At 68.6% G+C, this 22738-nt stretch carries 13 protein-coding genes; all 13 read right to left on the bottom strand.

The window, feature by feature from the left end; all coding sequences use genetic code 11:
- Window positions 1-11: 11 nt before the first annotated feature.
- The 13 genes from LG299_RS13850 to LG299_RS13790 all read right to left on the bottom strand — a co-directional run bounded on the left by LG299_RS13850 (window position 12) and on the right by LG299_RS13790 (window position 22731).
- A complete protein-coding gene (locus tag LG299_RS13850) occupies window positions 12-299 on the bottom strand; it encodes a WXG100 family type VII secretion target (RefSeq protein WP_404431221.1) in 288 nt (95 codons plus the stop codon).
- Window positions 300-405: 106 nt separating this feature from the next.
- Window positions 406-4902 (bottom strand): FtsK/SpoIIIE domain-containing protein, encoded by a 4497-nt coding sequence (locus LG299_RS13845; RefSeq protein ID WP_404431219.1) that lies wholly within the window; start codon window positions 4900-4902, stop codon window positions 406-408.
- Complete coding sequence (locus LG299_RS13840) at window positions 4899-6128, bottom strand: RDD family protein (protein ID WP_404431217.1); 1230 nt, start codon at window positions 6126-6128, stop codon at window positions 4899-4901. Before LG299_RS13840 ends, LG299_RS13845 begins: the two co-directional genes overlap by 4 nt.
- Before the next feature lie 17 nt (window positions 6129-6145).
- Window positions 6146-6748 carry a hypothetical protein gene (locus LG299_RS13835; RefSeq protein WP_404431215.1) on the bottom strand — a complete coding sequence of 201 codons (603 nt, stop codon included), beginning with the start codon at window positions 6746-6748 and terminating at the stop codon, window positions 6146-6148.
- Window positions 6749-6788: 40 nt separating this feature from the next.
- On the bottom strand, window positions 6789-8303 hold the full coding sequence (locus tag LG299_RS13830) for a DUF5684 domain-containing protein (protein WP_404431213.1): 1515 nt from the start codon (window positions 8301-8303) through the stop codon (window positions 6789-6791).
- Window positions 8300-10891 (bottom strand): transglutaminaseTgpA domain-containing protein, encoded by a 2592-nt coding sequence (locus LG299_RS13825; RefSeq protein WP_404431211.1) that lies wholly within the window; start codon window positions 10889-10891, stop codon window positions 8300-8302. The genes LG299_RS13830 and LG299_RS13825 overlap by 4 nt, the downstream gene beginning before the upstream one ends.
- A complete protein-coding gene (locus LG299_RS13820; protein WP_404431209.1) occupies window positions 10888-12258 on the bottom strand; it encodes a DUF58 domain-containing protein in 1371 nt (456 codons plus the stop codon). The genes LG299_RS13825 and LG299_RS13820 overlap by 4 nt, the downstream gene beginning before the upstream one ends.
- Window positions 12255-13220 (bottom strand): AAA family ATPase, encoded by a 966-nt coding sequence (locus LG299_RS13815; protein ID WP_404431207.1) that lies wholly within the window; start codon window positions 13218-13220, stop codon window positions 12255-12257. The genes LG299_RS13820 and LG299_RS13815 overlap by 4 nt, the downstream gene beginning before the upstream one ends.
- Before the next feature lie 64 nt (window positions 13221-13284).
- Window positions 13285-19266, bottom strand: coding sequence for an Ig-like domain-containing protein (locus tag LG299_RS13810; RefSeq protein ID WP_404431205.1), 5982 nt, complete (start codon window positions 19264-19266; stop codon window positions 13285-13287).
- Window positions 19266-20411 (bottom strand): serine/threonine-protein kinase, encoded by a 1146-nt coding sequence (locus LG299_RS13805; protein ID WP_404431203.1) that lies wholly within the window; start codon window positions 20409-20411, stop codon window positions 19266-19268. Before LG299_RS13805 ends, LG299_RS13810 begins: the two co-directional genes overlap by 1 nt.
- Window positions 20412-20544: 133 nt before the next feature.
- A complete protein-coding gene (locus LG299_RS13800) occupies window positions 20545-21201 on the bottom strand; it encodes a spermidine/putrescine ABC transporter substrate-binding protein (RefSeq protein WP_404431201.1) in 657 nt (218 codons plus the stop codon).
- A gap of 51 nt (window positions 21202-21252) precedes the next feature.
- On the bottom strand, window positions 21253-21735 hold the full coding sequence (locus LG299_RS13795) for a hypothetical protein (protein ID WP_404431199.1): 483 nt from the start codon (window positions 21733-21735) through the stop codon (window positions 21253-21255).
- A complete protein-coding gene (locus LG299_RS13790) occupies window positions 21736-22731 on the bottom strand; it encodes an ABC transporter (RefSeq protein ID WP_404431197.1) in 996 nt (331 codons plus the stop codon). It abuts the gene before it with no gap.
- Between the last annotated feature and the right edge of the window lie 7 nt (window positions 22732-22738).

Raw genomic sequence — 22738 nt, 5'->3', positions numbered from 1 at the left:
GATGAAATCGATCAGTTACCGGCGAGCGCCTGGTCAGTGTCCTTGATGGCCTGCTGCATCTTGCGCAGCGACTCACCCATGTCGGAGATGCCCTCGATGGCACGCTCCAGACCAGTGGTCAGCTCGGTGTAACCCTCACCGAACTTGCCCGACGCGTGCTGCGTCTTGAAGTCATCGCCGAGCAGACGGTCAACGTCGCTCTTCAGGCGACGCAGAACATCGCCGATCTCTTCACGGCCGCTGTCGAGCTTGCCCGACATGGCCTCCATCTCACCGTAAGAAGCCTTGAAATCTGCCATCGGTCTGTCCTCTCGTCATGGGTTCCTACACACCGCGATCTCATCCACACTAAGCGAGGCATTCCAATACCGCCATTCGAGCAGAACGGGGTTGCCGTCGCCCGACCTACGGTGCTACAACCAGCGGCATCTGCACCGTAACGATCTGCCCGTTCTCGACGAAGAGGCCTCGACCGGGCGGGAACTCGTGGCGTTGCACCTTCGGGAACGGCACCTTGAACAGCGAGTCACCATCGTACGTCTCGGGCCGCAGGGCGATGCCGTGGCGACCGGCCTTGAGTTCACCGATCAGGCCGTAGCCGCTGCTCAGTTGCGAGACATCGCCGTCGGCGATCAAGAAGTGGTCGCTGCGGTTGATGACCTGCATCAGCTCTTTCAGCGGGCGTTCGGCATCGGTATCGCCGAACTCGGCGATGTTCTCGACCACGATGACGATCCGTGTGGTCAGGGTCTCGTCGGCGACGACGTCTTTGAGGGACTTCGCGAGCGTGCGGACGTCGTCGACGGCGGATGCTGCCGCCGTCCACGTGCGGAACTCGCGCAGCACCGCCCGGCGCCCGCCGAAGTGGTACAGCTCGACGTTCGGATCGATGCGCTGGATCGCCGACACGATCGCCCGCACGGCGGTGGTCTTTCCGCTCTGCGGAGGACCCGCGACGACGAACGTGCCGACCGGCTCGAAGCCCTTCGGGCCGAGCGTGTCGTCGCCGATGCCGATGACCGGGTACTCCCCCACCCGCGCGGGCAGTTCCGACGGGTCGAGCTCGGTCGGCAACGAGCCGATGTTCTTCGCCTCGACGGCTCCGGCGGCGCGCAACTCGGCGGCGAAGGCCTCGGCCGCTGCGTTCTGCTCGGCGACGTTGGTCGTGCCTCCGATGACCGCGACCTGGGTCTCGAAGCCGTCCATGATCGCGCGGCCCGGGGCGCTGCGCTCGTTGAGCACGTCCTTGGGCACACCGAGAAGCGAGTACGCGCCCTCGTCGGACATGCGCAGCACGATGCGCTTCGTCACGTTCGCGCTGACTGCAGTCGGTACGGCGCCGTAGCGGTCGGCCGTGGCGACCACGTGCACGCCGAGCGGGCGACCTTCGCCGAGGAGCCGCATGAAGATGCCGTAGAACGCCGAGCGGTTGGACGAGGTCTCCCACTCCTGCTTGAACACGCCGAATCCGTCGAGCAGCACGATGATGCGCGGTTCGGCGAGATCGCCGGTGAGCTGGCGGTATTCGGTGAGAGTGGATGCCCCGGTCGCCGAGTAGCGCGTCGCCCGGTCATCGAGCAATCCGCGCAGAGTGCGCAAGAGGCGTTGCACACGCTCGACGTCGTCGCCCGAGACGACGGAACCGACGTGCGGCATGACCTCGAGCGAGCGCAGCGCGCCGGTGCCGAAGTCGATGCCGTAGACGGCCGCGCGCCCCAGATCGGGCCGGGCACCCGCGGCGATGCCGATCGTGCGGAGTGCCGCACTCTTGCCCGCGCCGCTCGTGCCGTAGACGAGCATGTGGCCATCGGTGTCGGGCTCGAAGAAGACTGCGTCCTGCAGCTGACGCTGCGGGATGTCGGCGAGACCGATCGGGATGCGACCGTCGCCGCCGTCGAACGGCAGGGCGCGGAGGTCGATCGTCGAGGCCAGATCATCGAGCCATGGACGACGGGGGGTGGGGATGCCGGCATCCGCCGCCGCGCGCACCAGGTTCGCGACGAGCCGCTTCTGGTCGGTAGGCCCGAGGTCTTCGTCGTGGGTGTCGGAGTCGGAGTCGGTCTCCTGCTCCCACAGCATGAGCGAACCGAAGCGCAGCTCAGCCACGCGGATCTCGGCCTGGTCGACGTCGTCGGTCGTCCAGCCGCCGGCGTAGCCGGACTGGAACTGGACGAGCCGTCCGGGGCCGGTCTTGGCGATGCCACGACCGGGCAACGAGGGGTCGAAGGTCGCGGCCACCGGGTCACCGACGACGTCGTTCGAGTCCGCAGCATCCGCCATCCTGAGCGCAACGCGCAGGTTCGTGTTGGCGCGCAGGTTGTCTTTGATGACCCCGGCGGGGCGCTGCGTGGCCATGATCAGGTGGATGCCGAGCGAACGGCCGCGCTGAGCGATATCGACGACGCCATCGACGAACTCGGGCACCTCGGTGGCGAGGGCGGCGAACTCGTCGATCACGAGGACGAGCGCCGGGGGCGTCTCGGGGTCTTGCCGTTTCTCGAGCTCGAGGAGGTCTTTGGCCTTCTTGCGGTTGAAGAGGTGCTCGCGGTGGTGCAGCTCGGCGCGCAGGCTCGTGAGCGCTCGGCGCACCAGGTGCGGGCTGAGGTCGGTGACGAGTCCGACCGTGTGGGGCAGGTCGACGCAGTCGGCGAACGCCGAGCCACCCTTGTAATCGACGAAGAGGAAGGTCACTCGGTCGGGGCTGTACTCGGCCGCCATACCGAGCACCCAGGCTTGGAGGAACTCGGACTTGCCCGAACCGGTCGTGCCACCCACGAGCGCGTGCGGGCCCTGGGTGCGCAGGTCGAGCGACATCGCGTCGGGGCTTCCTTGCCCGACGAAGGCCTTGAGTGTTCCGGCGCGTTTCAGCCGCGGACGCGGTCCGCGGCTGCGATCGAGGATCGAGTTGTTCTGCCGCCACCGCTCGATCACCGACTGCGGTTCGGTCGCGAGGTCGGTGCCGATCAGCCGCAGCATCGACACGTTCGCGGGGAGGTCGGACGAATCCGGAGCGACCGAACTCGAGTCGACCACCGGCGCGAGGCGCTTGGCGAAGATCTCGGCGTAGGTGCGCGAGACACCCTCGATCTGCACGCTGTGCGCGCGCTCGCCCGAGCGGACCCACCCGATGGTCGCGTCGTCGAGGCCCCGAGTGACGTCGATGAAGGTGCGGCACGAAGCGGGAAGCGATTCCACCGTGGGGGCGACGAAGATCGTGTAGACACCCGCATCCGGACCTCTCTCGATGACCTGCGTCAGACGCGGACGATCGACCGGAGCATCGTGGGTGACGAAGAGCACGAGCGAGACGTCTTCGGCGTCCGAGGACTTCTCGCCGCCCGCGCGCTCGCCCACGAACTTGCCGAGCGACATAGAGGCATCCTTCGAACCCAACGGACCGCGACGGGTCACCGAGCCCGACTGTCGGGCGAGGATCACTTCTTCGAGCGCGTTGAGCAGTGACGTACCCGCGGATTGGCTGTCGGCCAGGGCCATCTCGGCGAACGGTGAGCGAGGGCTGGTGGTGTGGGGCAGCCACTTCATCCACTCCATGTCGCCCGTCCACGCCGGGTCGACGATGGCCGCCGTGACGACCTCGTTCGGGGCGTGCAAGCCGAAGAGCTGCACACCGAGCCCGCGGATCACGTCGGCCGCGTACTCGCGCGACCCGGCGATGCCGATGGCACCCGCCGAGGGAAGAAGCTCGATGACCGGGACATCCTCGATGCGGGCGTACCGGTCGCGGACCGCTGCGACTTGCTGCGAGTACTGCGCGATACCGCGCTGGTCGTTCGGTTCTTGCACGGTGTTGCGGCTCTCGCCCTCACCCACACCGAGTCGGAGGCCCAGAAAGTTCCAGTGCTCGGGGCGCCGTGTCCACAGCAGCGGACCGAGAGCCATCGCGTTTTCATAGACCGTGGCCGTCGCAGGTGCCTCTGCGCGGCGGCGATCGCGCTCGACCGACTCTTCACCCTGCAGCGAGTCGTCGAGTTCTTCGAGCTGCTCTTCGAACGTCGCGATCTCGAGCTGGAGCTTTTTGCCCTGCTGAGTGCGCTGGCCGATGAAATTGCCCAGCATCATGAGGGGCGCCATCGCGACGATCAGCAGCGAGGTCGGCCGTTGGGTCAGAGCGAACATCGCAAGCCCGAGCAGCACCGGCGCCATGATCATCGGCCACGGAAAGATGCGCGGGTCGGCTTCGTTGGGAATGATCGGATGCCGGAACTCACGGCCGGCGTAGCGGTCTTCGACCCGCGGCGACCGGTTGAACATCAGTGCGCCACCGCGTTCGAGCACACGGGTCTCGTCGGTCGCAGACCGCGGCTCGAGCGCGAACGACACCTCGGTGGCGCCGATCGTGATGCGCTGCCCCGGAATCACGCGGACACGCTGAACGAGTCCGCCGTCGACGATGAGACCGTTCGCCGAGTTCAGGTCGACGAGTTCGATGCCCTGGTCGATGTCGACGCGGGCGTGACGCTTCGAGACGAGCGGGTCATCGAGCAGAACTTCGGAGGGAGCAGCACGCCCGATGACCATTGCGCCGGCCCGCAGGGGGATGCTGCGGCCGGCGTGCGGGCCGCTGTGTACGCGCATCACGGCAGCAACGGCTCCGGGCGCGTGGGCTTCGGCACCAGCGGCCGACGAGACGATCGCAGCATCGAACCCCGAGCCGATCGGCACGTCGGCGATGAGCGAACCCGGGTCCAACTGGACGGGCTGACCGGCGGGCGGAGTCACGACGAGCGTGGGAACCACTCCGGCCTTGCGGGTGCCGGGCTCTGCGGCGGCACCTTCGGCGAGCGCACGGGCGACGTCGTTCACGGTGGCCGTGGAGTCGGCAGTGACGAGGACGTCGACCGGCTGGTTGTCGCCGCGACGCAGGGCAAGTTTCAGTTTCACGACTGCGCGCCTCTCGCGACGACCTCGAAGGACCTACCGCCGACTTGGACGGTCCACCCCTGCGGAACCTGGGTGGATTCGCCGACCACGACATCGACGACATAGCCCTGGGGCGAGACCAAGCGGGTGCCGTTGCGCGACCCTCGGTCGGCGACCCACAGCCCTTCGGCATCCGCCCCGAAAGCGATGTGCGTCTTCGACATCAGTACCTGCGGGTCGTCCAGGCGGATCAGCGCATCAGCGTTCTCTCCCGGCGCGGCCTCGGGTTCGCGCCCCATGAGTCCGAGCGCGGGCACGCGGATGACCGAGCCGTCGTCGAACCGAATCATCTGCGCCGAGCGGCGCGTGGCCCCGGCGGGTGCGACCGAACTCGGAGCAGCCGCGATCGGACCCGCCGCGGGCGCTTCGACCCCGGCCGAAGCGGGAGCGGCAGCGATGGTGGTGCGTTCGTTTGGGGGGCCGGCGAGCGGGACGGCCGTACTGGGCGTGCCGGGGACCTCTTCGATCACCGAGACATCGATGGGCGCCTGAGGACCCGACCACTGCGCTCCGCTGCCCGAGCCCACGACACCCGCGCGCGAACGCGCTCCAGGAATCCGCAGTGCGACGGCCGGGTCTGCGCCCGTAGCCATCGAGGGCAGGTCTTCGCTGTCATCGGGCTTGTCACGCAGCGCCCGATGGGCGTGACGCAACGCCTTGGCATCGAAGGGGTCGAGCCCGGCGCGCGCATCGATGACCCAGCATCCGGCAACACGATCCAGGATGCTGCGCCCCCTGTGCTGCGGATCCCACAGGCTCGAAGAAAACAGCACTGCGGGGCCTACGATCGGCACGATGTTGCTCGCCCACAGCACGAGCACGCGCAGCACGATGCGCCAGAAGCCGGGGCGGCCGTAGTCTGCAGCCGAGATAGATCTCAGGCGCAGCGCGGCCTTGCCCGCGGTGACGCCGCGCCGGCCGTGCGTGATGAGCTGCACGAGCCCGAAGACGGTCGAGAGCACTACCCCCGAGATCAGCAGGATCGTCGCGAGCAGGGCCTCGGCGCCCGACACCAGCACGATCACACCCGCAGCCGCCGGAGCGACGAGGACGAGCCAGATCGTCAGGTCGATCGCAAAGGCCAACGAACGGAACCCGAGGCTTGCGGGCACCATACCGAGACTCTTCGCCATGTCGGGAGAAGCATCGCCTTCGGTATCGGTGATCGCGAGCGTGGGGTCGGTCATGTGTTCCTCAGGGTCGATCAGGTCAGCAAGAGCGCGAGGGTGACGATCGCCGCGATAAGAACGACGCTCGCGCTCACCGCGATCGCCCCGAGGCGCCGCCGCGCCCGTGAGCGGGTGTGACGTTCCACGCTCTCACGATCTGCAGGTGCGGGAGTAACGGACGACGGCTCCACGCGCGGCGCGCGAGCCACAGCGAGCGGAGCGGGCCGGGGCGGGGTCGGATCCCGCAGCGCGTCGGCGCTCGGCACCACTGCGGTGCGGCGACGGGGATACGGCTCGCCCTCGGGCTCATCGGTTGCGACCTCATTGCCGGCACGCGTGACGGAGCGCAGGATCGTTTCTTCGGCCGGAGTGTCGCGGGGCGCGCTGGTCGTGGATGCGACGGTCTGATCGCCGTCCGGTAGCGGCGAGTCGACGCGGCGCGCCGAGACGACCGTGGAATCGCCATCCGGGAGGGGCGGTGGCGGTGGGTCTACCCTGCGCGCCGAGACAACCGTGCGGGCGCTCTCCGGGACTCGAGGTGAGCGCCGCGAGGATGCCGCGGTCTGCTCCTGCGCGTCGCTCGCTCTCGATCGTCGCGAGAGCGCGGTGGTCTCGTCAATCGGATCCTGGTCCGTCATCCGTGTACGCGCTCCGTCGTCATCGCACTCACGAGAGCGCTCACGGGTCACTGCGTTGCAGGCGCACTTCGGCATCGCCGAGGAAGAACCGCTCCCCGGCGGCGAGCTCGACGCCCGGCTCGGCTTCGACCTCGGTACCCATGAGCGTGGCCAACAGCACACCGTTGGTCGAGCCGAGGTCGGTCACCATCCAGTTCTCGCCGTGCAGTTCGAGCCGCGCGTGGGTCTTCGACACCGTACGGGTGTCGTCGACGATCGGGATCAGCTGTGCGCGCGGGTAGGAACTGTCGGGGTCGGGCCGTCGACCGAGGATGACGACATCCTCGGTGATCTCGATGGGCGCGCCGATCGGAGGCACGAGCGACCAGATCGCGCGGCGCCGCCGGGTGATGACGGTGTCATCGAACGCGTCGTCATCGGCGGGCTCGGCCCGTGTGTAAAGCGCAGACACCGATGCGAGCGCCGATCGCGGGGCTCCCGCATCCGGAGCGCCCGCCACTGCCGACACCTCGCCCGACGTATCGGAGAAGGACTCGTCACTCAGGGGTTCGCTCGTGAGCGGCATCGCCGACCGGCGAGGAGCCCACGGCTCGTCGAGTGGTTCGGCAGCCGCCGCCGGGACCTGAGTGACCATCGGAGCGGTCTCGGGCGTCGGCGCGGGGGTGCCGGTCACGGGCGCCTGCGCGATCGGCGCGGCGACCTGCGTGGCCTCGACGATGGGCGTGGCGGGGGTGACCGGCGCCGGCTCGGCGGCAGGGGGCGCCGGGTGAACCGTCGGGGCGATGAGGTCGTCGATGCCGTCGGTCTCGTCGTCCTCGGCATACGAGCGGGCAAAGGCTGACGTGGGCGTGAACCCGACCGGGGCGATGGCTGACACTTCGAGTTCTTCGAGGTCAGCGTCGGAGGCCCAGGCCGGACGCGGTGGGCGCGGAGGAACCGGCGGCATCGGTGGGACGGGGGGAACTGCAGACGCGGATGCCGGAGGGCTCTGCACCGCCGACGTGGAGCGCGCGGGCGTCGCGGGGGCTGCCCAGTCAGTCCACGGGAGGGGCTCTTCGGCGTCGGCGCCCTGGGTCGTCGAGCGGCCGCGTGGGGTGGGGCTGGGCACGAACGTAGGCTCTGCGGAGTCGAGGTCGCCGGCCGGCGTGCCGGTGCGAACCGGCCCTGCACCCGTGCGGAGTTCCGCGCCGACCCATCGTGCCGACCCGAAGCCGAGGATGCTGGCCCACACGGGGAGGGCGATGGCCGACAGGATCGTCATGCCGACTCCGAACCCGAAGGCCTTGCTGATCCGGTAACACGCGATGACCGACACGACGAACAGCCCCGGTGGCACGAAGACCAACAGGTAGAACCACCCGCTCAAGCCGCCGATCTGCAGGAGGGTGATCTGATTGAGGACGGGAACCCACCCCTTCCAGCCCTCGACTCCGCACTTGCGGAACAGCGCGGCCAGCGCGAGCGACGTCCAGACGTACACCAGGATCAAGACGACGAAGGTCGCTATCCCCAGAGCGACCGCGGTGGATTCGCTCAACTCAGAGGTTCCGGTCATTTAGATCGGCCCGCATCCCGCGATGCGATGCCTCCCCCTCTCGATGATGATGGGCGACCCGCGCCGGCACGCGACGGGGTGAGAAGCCTGAGGAACGACCTCAACGATACGGCTGAGCGCAGACGATGCCACACCCCGCCCTCACGGGCGAAGCGGGCGCGCTCAGCGTCGACGATCTGCCAGAAGGCATCGGCATCGGAGGCCGTCGTGTCTTCGGCCGAGAACGACGCCCGATCGGCCTGGTCCGCCAGCATCCGACCGCCCTCGCTCTCTGGCGATGCGACCTCCGCGTCCCGCGCGGGCACCGCGTACGCGAGCGCGAGCTCGGTGCGCGTCAACGCCCACGGGTGCGACCTGCCGGTATCGACGGCCGCGTCGACGTATTCGTCCCAACCGCCGGCGATCCGCGTAGCCGGGTGACCTTCGCGACGACGGGCACGGCGGCGGGCTGCCTTTGCGGCGACGACCACCAGGAAAGGTCCGCAGAGGATCAGCAGCACCAGCACGGCGATCGCGGCGACCCTCAGGAGCGGCCAGAGCCACGCGAGATCGAGGCCCGACTCGTCGGCGGTGTCATCGTTGGGCGCGACATCTTCTTGCACGGGGTCGGGGGGAACGACCTCGCTGATCGTGTCGGGCAACACCTCGGTGACGTTCTCGGGGTCGCGTTGCTCGCTGAGGTCGAGGCTCGGCGACGCCGCGTACTGCGGAGTCACATCGACCGGCACCCACGCACCGTCGTCGGCGAGGACTTCGGTCCACACCGTGAGGTCTTGCGCGCGGCAGACACCGGCATCGCACGAGGCGAGCCCGGGTTCAGCGGATTCCAAACGAGCGCCGAGCACGACGCGCGACGGGAAGCCGAGCTGCTGAGCGATGAGCGAGACGGCCACCGCGAACTGCTCGTCGTCGCCGATCGCCGCGACATAGTTGCCGGATGCCTCGGCCCGAGGATCGTTCTCACGCTCGAGCAGGCGACCGAACAGGGTGTCGATGCGCGCGAGGGAGTGCCCCGCCGCGCTGGGCTGGAACGAGTAGTCCGCGAGCGAGGCCATCCACGCTGGGGGCTCCTCGGGGGTGATCGCCAGGGCATGACTCAGGTAGCCACGTTCGCGCAGAAGCGAGACCAAGCCATCCAGTGCCGCACCCCCGGAGCCCGTACGATGCTCGTCGATCCACGCTTCGAGATTCGGCGGAATGCTGACTGCGCTCCTTGTCGCCGCACCCCCCGGCGCGGCGATCGTGGCGAGCTCTACGGGCTCGGCTTCCACCCCGCGGAGAACATACTCATCGCCCGCGCGCAGTCCGCCCCGGGCAATCTGCACACCGGCTTCGGCATCGACGGAGTAGTAGAAGCCGTCCGAGAGTGCCGCGGCACGACCGCCCGAGAAAGAGACCTGCGAGAGGCTGCCGGCCGTCGGCATCCAGATGCCGGTCAGCTGATCGATGGACACGGTCGCTTCGACCTCGCGACCGTCACCAGCGTCCAAGGTCGACGGCACGCGCACGAAGCGCGAGGCGACGCCCGCGCCGGACGCACCGCTGCGATAGGTCTCGCCGTCGTACCCGTCGAGGGTCGCGATCCGCACACGCTCCGGCGCGTCCTCGCCGGTCGTCACCGTGAACAGCACGTCGTCTGAGCGGTCGAGGGCGAACAACCCTCGGTAGGCGGCCAGCGGGCTCACCGCGCGGGACATCTCGATTTCAGGCCCGGCGGTAGCGCGGAGGACGTCACGCTCGCGGTCCGCCGCGACGGCCGGAACGATCGCTACGGCGGTCACCACGGCGACCGCGACCATGCCCGCGCCCAGCGCGCGCCGGCGGCGGTCGGTCTGAGAGGGGCGCCGGCTCAGTCGCACCCCGCTCGAGGCCGTTGCGCGCTGGAGCGCACGTACCCGCTCTTCACGCGTGCGCCAGGCGAGCCAGAGCACACTTGCCACCAACCCACCGACACCCAGCGCGGTCTCGACGGGTGCGGCGAGCGTGAACGGACCCCACGACACGGGTGCCGAGACCGAGGTGCGGCCGAAGAACAGCCCGAACGACAGCATCCCGATCGCGACGGCGACAGCCGCATAGGCCAACCGTCCCGCGCGCCAAGCCAGCAGCAGAGCACCGCACGTGCCCACCAAGAAGACGACCAGCGCCGGTACGAGAAGGTTGCGATACGCGCCCACCGGAAGATCGACGGTCAGGAGATCTTTGAACCCAAGCACCACTCCCGTGGCGACATCCGCAAAGCCGCGAAGCACACCGGGAAGGCCTTCGGCGATCCGGCTCGGCACAGCGAAGGCAACCCCCAAGACGAACAGTGCGACGGCGAGGATGCCCGCCACCACCCAGCCGTTCCAGCGGCGCCAGTGTGCGACGCCAGCGATGGCCGTCGCGACGGCGACGGCGGCAGAGACGAGCACGATGAACGACCACCCGCGGTAGATCGGCCACGCGGCGACAGCGGCGAGTACGACCATAACGGCGACGTACAGCGAGCCCGCGACCACGCCGTGCGAGATCGTCGCCCACCGCGATCGGGTCGGGACAGAGCGGGGCGCCCGGGGGCGCACAGGCTCAGCGGCGCGCGCACTCATGTGGTCGCTCCTCGAACGAGGAGACCCGCGAGGTCATCGAGGGTGCCGACGGTCAAGACCTGAAGGCCACCGAGTTGTTGCACGCGCGGGTGTGCGCGCTCATCGCAGATGATGCCCACCACCACAGCGTCACCGGCGAACGCAAGCGCGGCCTGGCGCAGGCGGGTCAGATTCACCGTTGAGCCGACCACGATGTAGGCGATCGAGATGCGGTCGCTGGACTCCTCGGCGAGGCGGCACACGTCCTCGACGGGCATGGTGTTCTCGAGGCGTTCGACACCGCTGAAACCATCGAGCATCGCGCGGGGCGATATCGCAGGCACTTGCCGGATCGCCCGCAGACGACCCTTGACCACGCGGGGGATCTCGGCGCCGACGACGATGTCGAGTTCGCGTGAATCGCGCACGGCGCGCAGGCCCAACGACGCAGCACAGCTGACGGCGAGTTCGAACTCATCGGCATCCGCGTACTCCTGCTCGGCGAGGCCGAGGACGACGGCCATGCGTGAGCGGCGAGACTCTTCGTACTGGCGCACCATGAGCTGGCCGGTCTTCGCCGTCGACTTCCAGTGCACCTGCCGACGCGAATCGCCGGGTGCGTACTCGCGGATCGCGTGGAACGACATGTCGGAGTCGACCAGGCGGCGCGTCGGGTTGCCGTCGAGATCGCGGATAAGTCCCGCGCTCGTCGAGGGAAGGGCGACCGTCTGCGGATGGACATAGAGGTCGTGCACGTCTTCGAACGCGTGCTCGCGGCGCAAGAGCCCGATCGGGTCGCTGCGCACAGTCGTCGCGGGGCCCACGCGCACGATTCCGCGCCGCTGCGGCGGAATGTCCAACGGTTGGGCGATCGTGTGGTCGGGCCGCAGCAGCGGAACACCGAACTCGACCAACCCACTACCGACGGGGATGTCGATGCGTCCAGGGAGCGCGATGCTGTGACCGGAGTTGCGCACCACGATCTCGCCGGTCACGCCGTGGCCGGCGGTGATGCGCTCGTGCGCGAGCCCGAGGTCGACGTCGTACATGCGGGTGCCGAAGAGGAACGGGATGCTCATGAGCAGGAGCAACAGGGCGATGGCGCCCGCGACCGCCCATTCGACCCACCCGAAGACGAATCCCAGCGCGAGGCCCGCTGTCGCGGCGAGTGCAACCAAGACGCCTGCCGCCGACATCGTCCGGGCACACCAGCGCGCCGTCGCGATGACAGCGTCACGGACGGCCTGCCACGCCGCCGTCGTCCACAGGACGGCGCGGACGAGCCGCCCGTCTCGACTCGTCGCGGTGAGCTGGGTGTGGGTCTGCGTGCGCGTCGCCCCTGCTGTGCGGGCCGAGGTGCGGGTGAGGCGGGATTCGGTCAGGCTCATACGGCCTCGCGCCTACTGGGGGGTGCGACGTCAAGCAGCACCTGACCGACGACCGCCTCTTGCGTGACACCGTCGAACTCGGCCTCGGGCTGCAGGATCAACCGGTGCGAGAGAACCGAGACGGCGAGGGTCTTGACGTCATCCGGCGTGACATAGGTGCGCCCCTGCGCGGCGGCGCGTGTGCGCGACGCCCGCGTGAGAGCAATGGCACCGCGGATGCTGACACCCAGCCGCACCTCGTCGGCCGAGCGCGTAGCATCCACAATCCTGGCGATGTAGTCCAGCACGAGCGCGTCCACATAGACCGCAGCGGCCAAATCGGCCATGCCGACCATGGCCTGGGGTGTGATGATCGGCGCAAGCTCAGCAGTCGCCACAGCCGCACCGTCGAGGATCCGGACGGTTGCCGCGTGGTCGGGATAGCCCAACGAGGTCCGCATCATGAAGCGGTCGAGCTGCGCTTCGGGCAGACGGTAGGTTCCGGCCTGCTCGATCGGGTTCTGCGTGGCGAGAACGAGGAACGGCACGCCCACCGGGCGTGTCACACCGTCGATCGTGACGTGACCTTCTTCCATGACCTCGAGAAGCGCCGACTGCGTCTTGGGGCTCGCGCGGTTGATCTCGTCCGCGAGGACGATGTTGGCGAAGATCGGGCCCGCATGGAACTCGAACGTGCCGACCTTCTGGTCGTACACGGTGATGCCGGTGATGTCGCCGGGCAGCAGATCCGGAGTGAACTGGATACGGGTGTTCGTGCCCTGCACCGACTGAGCGAGAGCACGCGCAACAGAGGTCTTTCCCGTCCCGGGAACGTCTTCGAGGAGCACGTGACCGTCGCTGAGCATCGCGGTGAGCACCAGTTCGACGACATGCCGCTTACCCAGCACCGACCGCTCGACGTTGTCGGCCAGCTGACTGAAGGTCTGGGCGAACCACGTGGCCTGCTCTGCGGTGATCGTCATGTCTCGTTCTCCATTGTGAAAGTCAGCGTGAAAGTCAGCGTGAGGGTGTCGGCGTACGCCGTGATCACGGCGTCGGCGTCGGAGTCGGGGGCGGTTCGGGGTCGGGCGGTCCGGGGTTGTTCGGATCGCACGTGCCCGAGAACGTCGCGTTCGCGGCCTGGAGCCCCCAGCCCTGCGCAGTCCACGACACCGACACGGTGACGCCCTCGACGCGCACGGCACCGACCGGTACCTGCCACGTGTCAACCGTGTGCGGGATGACCCTGTTTCCGTCGTCGAAGTAGCGCAACCCTGCGTTGCCGAAGGTGATCGCGGGCCTGCTCCCGCCCGGAGCCGCGGACGAATCCGCCACCGCACTCAGCGCCGAGCCACCCACGCACGAGGCCACCCGCCACGAGGCCTGCACTTGGTAGGGCGCGGTGCCTGCTCGCGGTGTGACGGTCGCCCATGACGTGGCGGTGCCCCACAGGCGGTGCACGTAGCGCACCTGCATGACCGGGTCGCGGCCGAACACACCCGTCGGAGGCCCGCCCGAGAACTCGACATTGTTGTTGTTCGGGATGCGGTCGCTCGAGGTGGGTTGCTCGCGGATGATCCACTCGGCGCGGTTCTGCGACACGTTGGGCGAAGCATCCACCACGAACGTCCAGCCCTGCGGTGTCCTGCCCGACTGTTGCGCACGCACCGAAGCGGAGGTCTCGGCTCGACCGAAGGACGTGTCGATCGCCCACGACTCGACGCACATTGTGAAGCGGTACTCGTTGCCGTCCGACAGGCTCGGGAAGGTCGCGGTTTCGCCGTCGGCTGCGGTCTCGCAGCGCTGACCTTCCTGAACGATCCCGTACCGCAGTGTCGACCCATCCCCGTTCGGTGTTGCAGAGGCGCGGGCTGTCACGGTGGACGTGCCGTCGCCGTTGGAGGCCGAACTCAAGGTCAACTGCGGGTCGCGGGGTGCGCCGACGCCGTTGGCTGTGACCGTTGCGGAGGCGCCGGAAGGGCTCCCGCCGATACCGGGCGGCAGATCGAATCTCGAGAACGGAGTAACCGTCACTGTGGTGGCACTGTTCGTCCCGACCCGGTATGACCGAACCTCGATGCGGTTCTCGTTGCGACCAACCGGCACGGTCGTTCGCTCCCCGGTGGCACTGGTGATCTCGAGATAGCCGGTCTCGTCGGAGTTGATTCCGTCGATCGTCAGCGCGATGACTCCCCCGTCGCCGCCGGTGGGCACCGGACGCGCGGTGACGCTCGAGGGGCTCGGCGGCGCGTCATAGGCCCACGCGATCGTGCGCACGCTCGATCGCGATTCGCCTACCGAGTTGACCGCGAACGCCTCGTATGTGCGCTGTTCGCCGTTGGGCGCCTCGATGGGGCTGCACTGGCCGTCCGTGCTGCACTGGGCGACCACGACACCGTTGCTGCGGATGACGAAGCCGGTCAGCGATGGGTAGGCCTGGCGCGATGCACCGGGGTCGACACGCAGCGTGGCCGTGCCGTTCGCGAACGCCGTCTGGCTCACACTCGCCGGCGCCTTCGGGTAGCCCAACAGGTCGAACAGAATGCGACCGTCGCGCTCGGCGTTGGTCGTGCGTCCCTGCGCGTCGCGCACCGAGAAGCTGGCAGAGCAGGTCGCGCCCGGTGCGTCACCCGTCCAGGATGCGATGACGGTGGATGCCGATGCCACCGAGAAGCTGACGCCCACGCAGGTACCGGCCGGGCGCACTGCGGTGAGCTCGAGAGGTGTCCGCGGAAGCGGATTGACCTCGCCGGAGGCGCCGATGACCGAGATCGAGCACGACGAACCCGAGGACTGCGTGCACTGCTGGGTGAGGGATCCTCCCTGCGGGAGCACCGAGGGCGCGGCTCCGACCCGCAGGATGAGCCGGACAGGCGCGACGGCGGTGTGGCTGCTCACCGAGACCGTGGCGGCTTCTTCCGAGCCGGGGGCGGCGCGGTCACGACCGGTGACGGTCACGATCGTGCCGGCGAGAGAAACGTCGAAGTTCGCGCCCCCGTAGTCGAGGGCGTACTGGATGCCGTCCCAGTCCTCGCGTAGCTGCCAGGTCGTCATGTCGGTGAGGTCGAAGGTCGCTGTTTCGCCGGGCCCGACGGTCATTGAGCCTGCTCGCAGCTCGGGCTGGGGGTCGAGGGCCTGCACCGTGATCGGAACCGACAGCGATGTCCACTCGTCCGACCCTTCGAGTCGGACGGGCACTTGACAGGCGTCCACCCAGGGCGCTCCCGAGCCAGCGGTGTAGCGAACCGTCGTACCGGATTCGACCTGACACGTCGCTTCGGTCCGCGCCCCAGACGGTGCGACATCGGTGCCCACTTCGATCCCGCGCCCGCGAGGAGCCGCGACCAGATCGGCGAGGTCGAAGGTGACCGATTCCAGCTCGACGACCTCGGGCGTTTGCACGCCTGCCCGCAGTGCCAGTGTGAGGTCGTCGTCGCCGGGCACGCGAAGGAAGGCGTAAGTCGTGACCTCTCCGGCCGGTCCCTCGCCGGTTACGGCGAAGGGGATCACGCGCGTCGTCGCGGGCAGTTCGCCTTGCAGAGTGCGGCCGTTGACCGACACGTCGTCGGGCTCGCCCCACAGCGCCAGATCGAGGTCGCGCACGTCACCCCCCGACCAGGTCGCCTTGCCCGCGATCACCTCGACACCCGACGGGAACTGTTCACGGGTCTCGGCGGTCAAGGTGGTGTCGTCGACGATGGGGTAGTCCGGCACAGATTCGCGCACGACCTTGACGACGATCAATCCCCGGCCGGTGTTGCCCGAGCTGGATTCGACGTCGTAGAGGAACGCCATCGTGCCCGGCTCCATCCCGGCATCGATCACGACCGTCGAGTCATCGACGGTGCGGAGGCGTTCGTTCAAGCGCGTGAACTCGGGGTTGACCGAGCCGTCGGTCAACGAGGCCGTCGCATCCGGGCGCACGCCGGTGAGCGTCAGTTTGCCCGCCAGCGGGTCGACGTCGTTCGCGAGCGGGCTCACGCGGATCGTGCTGTCTTCGCCGACCTGCACCTGGACGTAATCGGTGTATGTCACCGGACTCGGGTTGGACTGCGCGTCAAGGACGCCGATACGCACGCGTCCGATACCGGTCTCGCCCGAGGCATCCACCACCTGGTACGCGAAAGTGACCTGTCCGCGGTCACCCGGAAGACTCGAGTACACCAGCGACGTGCCATCGGCAGAGACGGCCGCCGATCCACGCTCAGGCTGGGTCGCGATGCGGTCGAGGGTGACGACGTCGCCGTCGGGGTCCATCCCGAACCCGTCGAACTCGATCGTTGTGGATTGACCGCTGAGCACGCGGCCCTCGAGGGTTTCGGGTGATGGTGACCGGTTCGCGTCGTCGCCGAGCACGCGAATGCGCACGGTCGCGCTGTCGCCGAGCGACGGTGCACCGGTCGTGAAGACCGAGTAGTCGACGGTCATCTCACCCGGTTCGGTGGGGGCGAGCAGTCGCAGGACCTCGCCCGAGGCGAATGCGAGCGCGTCGGGCGACGACGAGACGACCGAGGCCGGGTTGAGTGTCGGGCGACCCCCGGCCGGCGAAATGTCATTCTCGAGGATCGGGATGTCGACCTGGGCGCCCGCGCGCACGACGATCGCATCGTCCACGGCGATCGGGGCGACCTCGGGTGCCGGCGGCAGCAGGTAGACCGTAGCCTCACCCTCGACCGAGGCTCCGGCATCTTCGGTGCCATCGCTCACGATGTAGCGCACCGTACCGAGACGCCCCGCAGCGCCGGTGGCGGTCGTACCCGAGACCCGCAGGTAGTTCTGCCCGACCGCGTCGACCGAGAGAGTGGCGCCGGGGTCGGCGGTGGCCTCGACATCGCTCAGCAGCAGCACCCGACGCGTGGGGTTGGCCACGGCCGCGAACACATCGATCGTGGCGTCCTCCTGCGGGTGCACGAAGGCCACGACCGGTGCGGTCGCCAACTGCGGCGGTGCGTCGGCCGGAAGAACAGTGATGCGTGCCGTGCCGTTCGCCGTGGTGGCGCCGTCCGTCACCGTGAAGTCGACGCGATACACGCCGGCGACCTGCGGCGAGAAGTCGAACGACGTCGTGCCGTCGACGATCGTCGCCGACGCCGCCGCATCATCGAGCACGCGCACCGACTCGAGCGAGAGCAGTCCCGTGGTGCCGGTGACGTGCGGGGCGACATCGATCGTCGAGCCTTCGGCGAGCACATCGACGACGGCGAAGGACTGCACCGTGGGCGCAGGCTCGGGAGACACGCGAAGGACGAGCGAACGGGTGGATGCCTGGCCGCGAGTGTCGGCGACTGTCACGGCGAGTTCGACCAGACTCTCGCCGCCCGTTCCGTCGTCGCTGTGCTGATAGATGACCTCGCCCGCGGGGGTCGCGGCAACGCTGCCGATGCCGCTGGGGTTCTCGACCGAGAGAAGGAGGAACGGGTCGCCGTCGGGATCGACCCAGCCGGGCAGTACGGGGACGGTAACCGTCCCTCCGCTCGCGACCTCGGGCTCGGGCCATTCGAGCAGACAGTCCTGCACTCCGCACCACTCGGGCGCAGAGTTGACCTCGTCGCCCTGGACCGTGAGCTGAACAGTCGTCGGCTCCGAGAGCAAACCACCCTCGGCCGTGCCATCGGTCACCGCGTAGGTGAAGGTTGCGGTCCCGGTCGCTCCCGGGGCGACCCGCACCGCAAGCCGCTGCCCGCTGTCGGTGATCGCAACGCTGCCGAAGCCGGGATCGAGCCCTGACACCGAGGTCGGATCGATGCTGAGCACGTCCTCGTTGGGGTCGTGATCGTTCATCAGCACCGACAGGCTCGACAGTGCGCCCGCGCGCACACCGAACGCGTCGGGCTCGGCGACGGGCGGCTTGGGGTCGAGCTGAACGGGGAGTTGCTCTTCGCTGGCGACAGCGTCGGGGTCGGTACGGTCATCGAGCGACCAGTTCTGGCTCGACGGAACGAGGTCGCCATCGGGGATCGTCCACACCCACCCTGAGCGGGTGTCGTTGAGGATCATCGACGATCCACCGGCAACGAAGGCAGGGCGTCGTTGGTCGGGCAGCGTGCCTTCCCCGTAGTCGAGCACGACGGGCCCGGCGCCGGGGCTCCACAGTGTGCCGCCGATTCCGCCCTGGGCGAGCCATGCGGCGTACACCTCGCCCTCGTGCCACACGGGGGTCGCGGGGGTTCCGAGCACCGTCGTGCCGGTGCCGTAAGCCAGAGCAATGGCCGATCCATCGGCGGGCACGCGAATCAGTCCCACCTCATCGGCCAGGTAGATCGCATCGGCCTCGGCCGAAGCCGCCCCCACGACGACCGCGCCCGGTGTCGGCGCGGATGCCGAGGCATCCGCCCCACGAAGCCAGACATCGCCGTCGTCGATGTCGACAACGGCCCACGTGTCACCGGCCGCAGTGATTGCGGGGGTGGTGATGTTCTCGGCGACCAGCTCATCGCGGCCGCGCACTTCGCGCGTGGCGATGTCGAGTCGGAGGACCGAGGCATCCTCCCGTGAGTACGCGAACAGGATGCCGCGATCATCGACCGAGATCGCATCAGCGGTGTACTGCGGAGCGTCTTCGTCGCCGCCTGCAAACGGGTCGATCTGCGGCGCGTCGCTGTCGGAGAGCACGCCGGCGTACACGGCGCCCGCATCGGTGAGGTAGGCGACGTAATCTCCGGATGCCGCGACCGTGGTGGTGCCGGCGGGCGTCGAGTCGGATTCGCGCAGCGCTTCATCGTCGAGGTCGATCGGCAGGGTCTCGTCGATGCGCGTGTAGGTGCTGAAGCTGTCGCTGAAGACGAACGCAGAATCTGTGGTCTGCACGACCTGATCGGGGTTGCTGATGCCGCGGACGGTATCGAGTTCACCGATCGTGGTGTTCACGCGCGCGTAGCGTCGCCCCTCACCCGTCTGCAGCGCCCAGATCGAGGTGTCTACCTCGGGGGTCTCTTGCGCGTCGAGCCCCGGCCAGACGACGCTGATTCCGGCGATGAGTCCGATCGCGGCGACGGTCGAGGCGATGCCGGCAATGGTTCTGCGTCGCATCACAGCACCCCCGTTGCCATCAGAACGGCCACGACGGCGCCGGCGGCGATCACCGCGGAACCCACCGAAGCGGCGACGATCACTGCGGTGCGGCGCCCGCGGGGCGAGGCCGGCGCACGGTCAGAGATGTCAGTGTCTTCATCGCGCGCCATGCTGGTCACGCCCGCGGGCTCGCGAGACTTGCGGCGGTCTTCGCGTTCGATGCGGCTGCGCGCGGGCCCGCGCAGTTGCTCGTCCGAGAAATCGACGGGTCCGGATGCCGCGGTCCACTCCTGCTCGGGCACCTCGAGCGGCGTCAGCGAAACATCGAGTTCGCCCTGCACCTCGTGCAGAGCCTCGGCGAAGGCCAACGCTGTGGCATACCGGCGGTCAGGGTCACGGCTCATCGCCTTCGCCAGCACGGCCTGGAGCGACGCCGGAACGTCGGTCCGCGCGATCTCGGTATACGAGGCGCGGCCAATGCGCCTGCGCAACTGCTCTTTGGCGTTCTGCCCCGACTCGCGGCGTTCGAAGGGGCTGTGCCCGGCCAGCAGTGAGTACACGGTGGCACCGAGGCTCCAGACTTCGCTCGCGATGGTGCCCGGAGTCTGCTCGGCGATCACCTCGGGCGCACTCCACGGGATCGACATCGCCAGCACTTCATCGGGGCCGACCCGCAGCAGGGAAGACGAGATGCCGAAGTCGGCGAGCACCGGAGTGCCGAACGCGGTGATGAGGATGTTGCTGGGCTTGACGTCTCTGTGCACGAGGCCCGCGCGGTGAGCGGACTCAAGGGCGCTCGCCATCCGAACCCCGACCGCCAGCACCTCGGGTACGGGAATCCGCTCCCGGCGATAGCGCTGCGCGAGCGAACCAGGGCAGTACTCCATCACGATGTAGGGGCGACCGTCGGCCGAGATTCCGGCCTGGTACACGGTGACGATCGCCGGGTGCGCAGAGAGGTGCGCCAGCACGTCGGCTTCGGCGTTGAACATGCGGCGCAGATCCGGGTCGCGCACATCGCTCGGCAGCACTTTTACGGCGACGTTGCGTCGCGGCATGTCTTGTTCGTAGAGAAAGACATCCGCGAACCCACCCGAGCCCAGGGGCCGGATGTATGCCAGACCAGGAAGGATCGGTGGTGCGGACGGGAGACGTGCGGCCACCGCATCCACCCCCGATCCCCTCGCCGCCGATCGGCGGGCGCGCCCGACGGCGCGTGCAAACTCGGCAATGCTAACAAACCGGTCTGAGTGAGCCTGTACGGACCCCGAATCGATACGAGACGGGCTTCGCGAATCAGCTCGTGCGGGGATCGTTCGGGTCGAACGGTGCATCGAGCGACCTCGTCAGCTCTTCGAGCATCGCCTCGATCTGCGGCTCGACGTACTGCGTGATGGCAGCCTGAATCCGCAGTCGGTGGTGCAGCAGGACGGTGCACACCTCGCGGCCGATCATGTTCGCGTAATCGTCGGCGAGCCCTACCTCTTGCCGGAGGGCGGCCTTCGCCTCGTCGCTCAGCGGGGGCAGGTCGGGGAGCGAGGCGGCCGCATCATCGGCGAGCCCAGAAATCGTGAACAGGAAGGGCGAACCGGGCACCGGGTCGGGATCCAGCGGGAGCCCCTCGAACTCAGGGTCCAATCCTTCGCTGGGGCGATAGCTGCGAGCGCGATTGCGCGCGGCCTGGTGGTCGAGCTCAGCCTGCAGCATCGGCAGATTCAGCGCCGTGTACTCGGCCACGCCATGATCGACGATCGTCTTGATGCGGGTCGACAGTCCGTGCTGCACGCCGTGCGGCACATCGGCCCCGAGACCGGCCGCTGAGAGCACCGGTGACCCGAAGCACCGACGACACGGAGCGACCCGACCTCGGTGCGTGGCTGGCTCCCACCGAGGTAGCCAAGCGAGCCAGGCGTCCACCGCCTGGCTGACCTGCGTCTCGAGCGAGCGCTCCACGGGTCAACGGTAGCCGCTACGGCGCATATTCACGGGAGATCGGGTCACGGATCACTCTTCGTCTTCGCGCTCCCACGGCCATTCAGGCCTGCGCGCGCGGGTGCGGACGAGCGCGATTGCCGCCCAACCCGACACCGCAGCCGAGGCGACGATCGCCACGCCGAACCAGCCGGTGGCGATGCGCCCGACCACCCCCGTAGCGACCCCGAGGTCCGTGCCGGTGATGACTGCGGCGAGCCACAGTCCGGCGAGATACGCGAGAACAGTTGCCGCAGAGATCCAGATCACGCCGATGAACGACGGATGCGGCATCCGCACGCTCGCCCACAGCCCCAGCGCGAACGCCGCTGTCGAAAAGACGACCGCCGTGATTCCGGGCACCTGGCCGAGACCGGGCGCCTCGATCACGTCCTGTTCGAGGAACAGCGAGAGCATTCCCAACCCGAAGATCAGGAGCGCGATGTATCCGACGGTGGCGAAGGCGAGCGCGACGGGCGGCGATACCTGGCTGCCCGCGCCCTCACCGGACGACATCTAGACCCTGACGAGCTGGGGGCCCGCCTCGAGCGTCCGCTCGTATTCGCGCTGCGCTTCGGTGTTCAGCTCGGTGACGCGCTTGCCGCGCGAAGCCACCCATGCGCCGAACCAGATGGTGAGCTCACGGCCGAGGATGAAGGCGACCACGGCGAGCGGAGCCAGCAGCTGGCTCTCAACCAGGTCGGCGCCTTCGCGTGCGGTGAGGCTCCAGAACGGCGCCTGGAAGAGCTGGCCGAGGATGTGCCCGCCGTACGAGGCTGCACCCACGAGCAGTCCGAAGATCACCCAGCTGCCCCAGCGACCACGGTTGATGATGGCGCCGAGCAGGAAGAACGCGACGTAGAACGTCACGACCGGAACCCACAGCGACCAGGTTCCCAGCGCGTTGAGCGCCGTCTGGCCGACGTTTGCCGTCGTGACCTCGCCGTCGATCGCGCCGAAACCGAGCCACGCACCGAGATACAGCACGGCGAACGACAGCGCGGCGAGAAGACCGATGGCGCCGGCCGCACCTCGGTTGCCGCGGGGACGCGGCGACTCGGGCGCCTGAACGAAGATGGGTTGCGCGGCCGGAGCCACGGCGGCCGCACCGGCGACACCGGCACCGGCAACGCCCGCACCGGCAACAGCGGCAGGTGCGACGGGCTCGCTCGGAGTCACGGCGGTGTCGTACTCCGCCGGCGGCACGTAGGCGGTGGTCGCGGCCTCGGGCTCGACGGTGTCGTCCTGCCACTTCGAATAGTCGATCGGCTCTTCGTCCGGAGCGGCAGCCATCACGACGGGCTCGTCGTAGGACGAGTCAGGCGTCGTGTCGTGGGCGGTGTCGGGGACCGTCTCGACGGGAGCATCCGCAGAATCGACGTGCGTGTCGGATGCCACGGCCTCGCGAGCGGCGTCGGCATCGGCCAGGCTGTCCTCGGCACGGACGACGACGTCATCCTCGACACGGGGCTCTTCTACGGGCTCGCCGTAGGACGACTTGGGGTCACTCATCGGGGGC

Source organism: Microbacterium lacus, from assembly GCF_044794305.1.
Lineage (GTDB): Bacteria > Actinomycetota > Actinomycetes > Actinomycetales > Microbacteriaceae > Microbacterium > Microbacterium lacus_B.
Note: the sequence above shows the minus strand (reverse complement) of the source record. Positions and strands in the feature narration are given on the sequence as shown.

Bases quoted from the DNA above. Each gene is read 5' to 3' on its own strand.
- LG299_RS13850 (WP_404431221.1), bottom strand. From the start codon at position 299: ATGGCAGATTTCAAGGCTTCTTACGGTGAGATGGAGGCCATGTCGGGC.
- LG299_RS13840 (WP_404431217.1), bottom strand. From the start codon at position 6,128: ATGACCGACCCCACGCTCGCGATCACCGATACCGAAGGCGATGCTTCT.
- LG299_RS13835 (WP_404431215.1), bottom strand. From the start codon at position 6,748: ATGACGGACCAGGATCCGATTGACGAGACCACCGCGCTCTCGCGACGA.
- LG299_RS13830 (WP_404431213.1), bottom strand. From the start codon at position 8,303: ATGACCGGAACCTCTGAGTTGAGCGAATCCACCGCGGTCGCTCTGGGG.
- LG299_RS13825 (WP_404431211.1), bottom strand. From the start codon at position 10,891: ATGAGTGCGCGCGCCGCTGAGCCTGTGCGCCCCCGGGCGCCCCGCTCT.
- LG299_RS13820 (WP_404431209.1), bottom strand. From the start codon at position 12,258: ATGAGCCTGACCGAATCCCGCCTCACCCGCACCTCGGCCCGCACAGCA.
- LG299_RS13815 (WP_404431207.1), bottom strand. From the start codon at position 13,220: ATGACGATCACCGCAGAGCAGGCCACGTGGTTCGCCCAGACCTTCAGT.
- LG299_RS13810 (WP_404431205.1), bottom strand. From the start codon at position 19,266: ATGCGACGCAGAACCATTGCCGGCATCGCCTCGACCGTCGCCGCGATC.
- LG299_RS13795 (WP_404431199.1), bottom strand. From the start codon at position 21,735: ATGTCGTCCGGTGAGGGCGCGGGCAGCCAGGTATCGCCGCCCGTCGCG.
- LG299_RS13790 (WP_404431197.1), bottom strand. From the start codon at position 22,731: ATGAGTGACCCCAAGTCGTCCTACGGCGAGCCCGTAGAAGAGCCCCGT.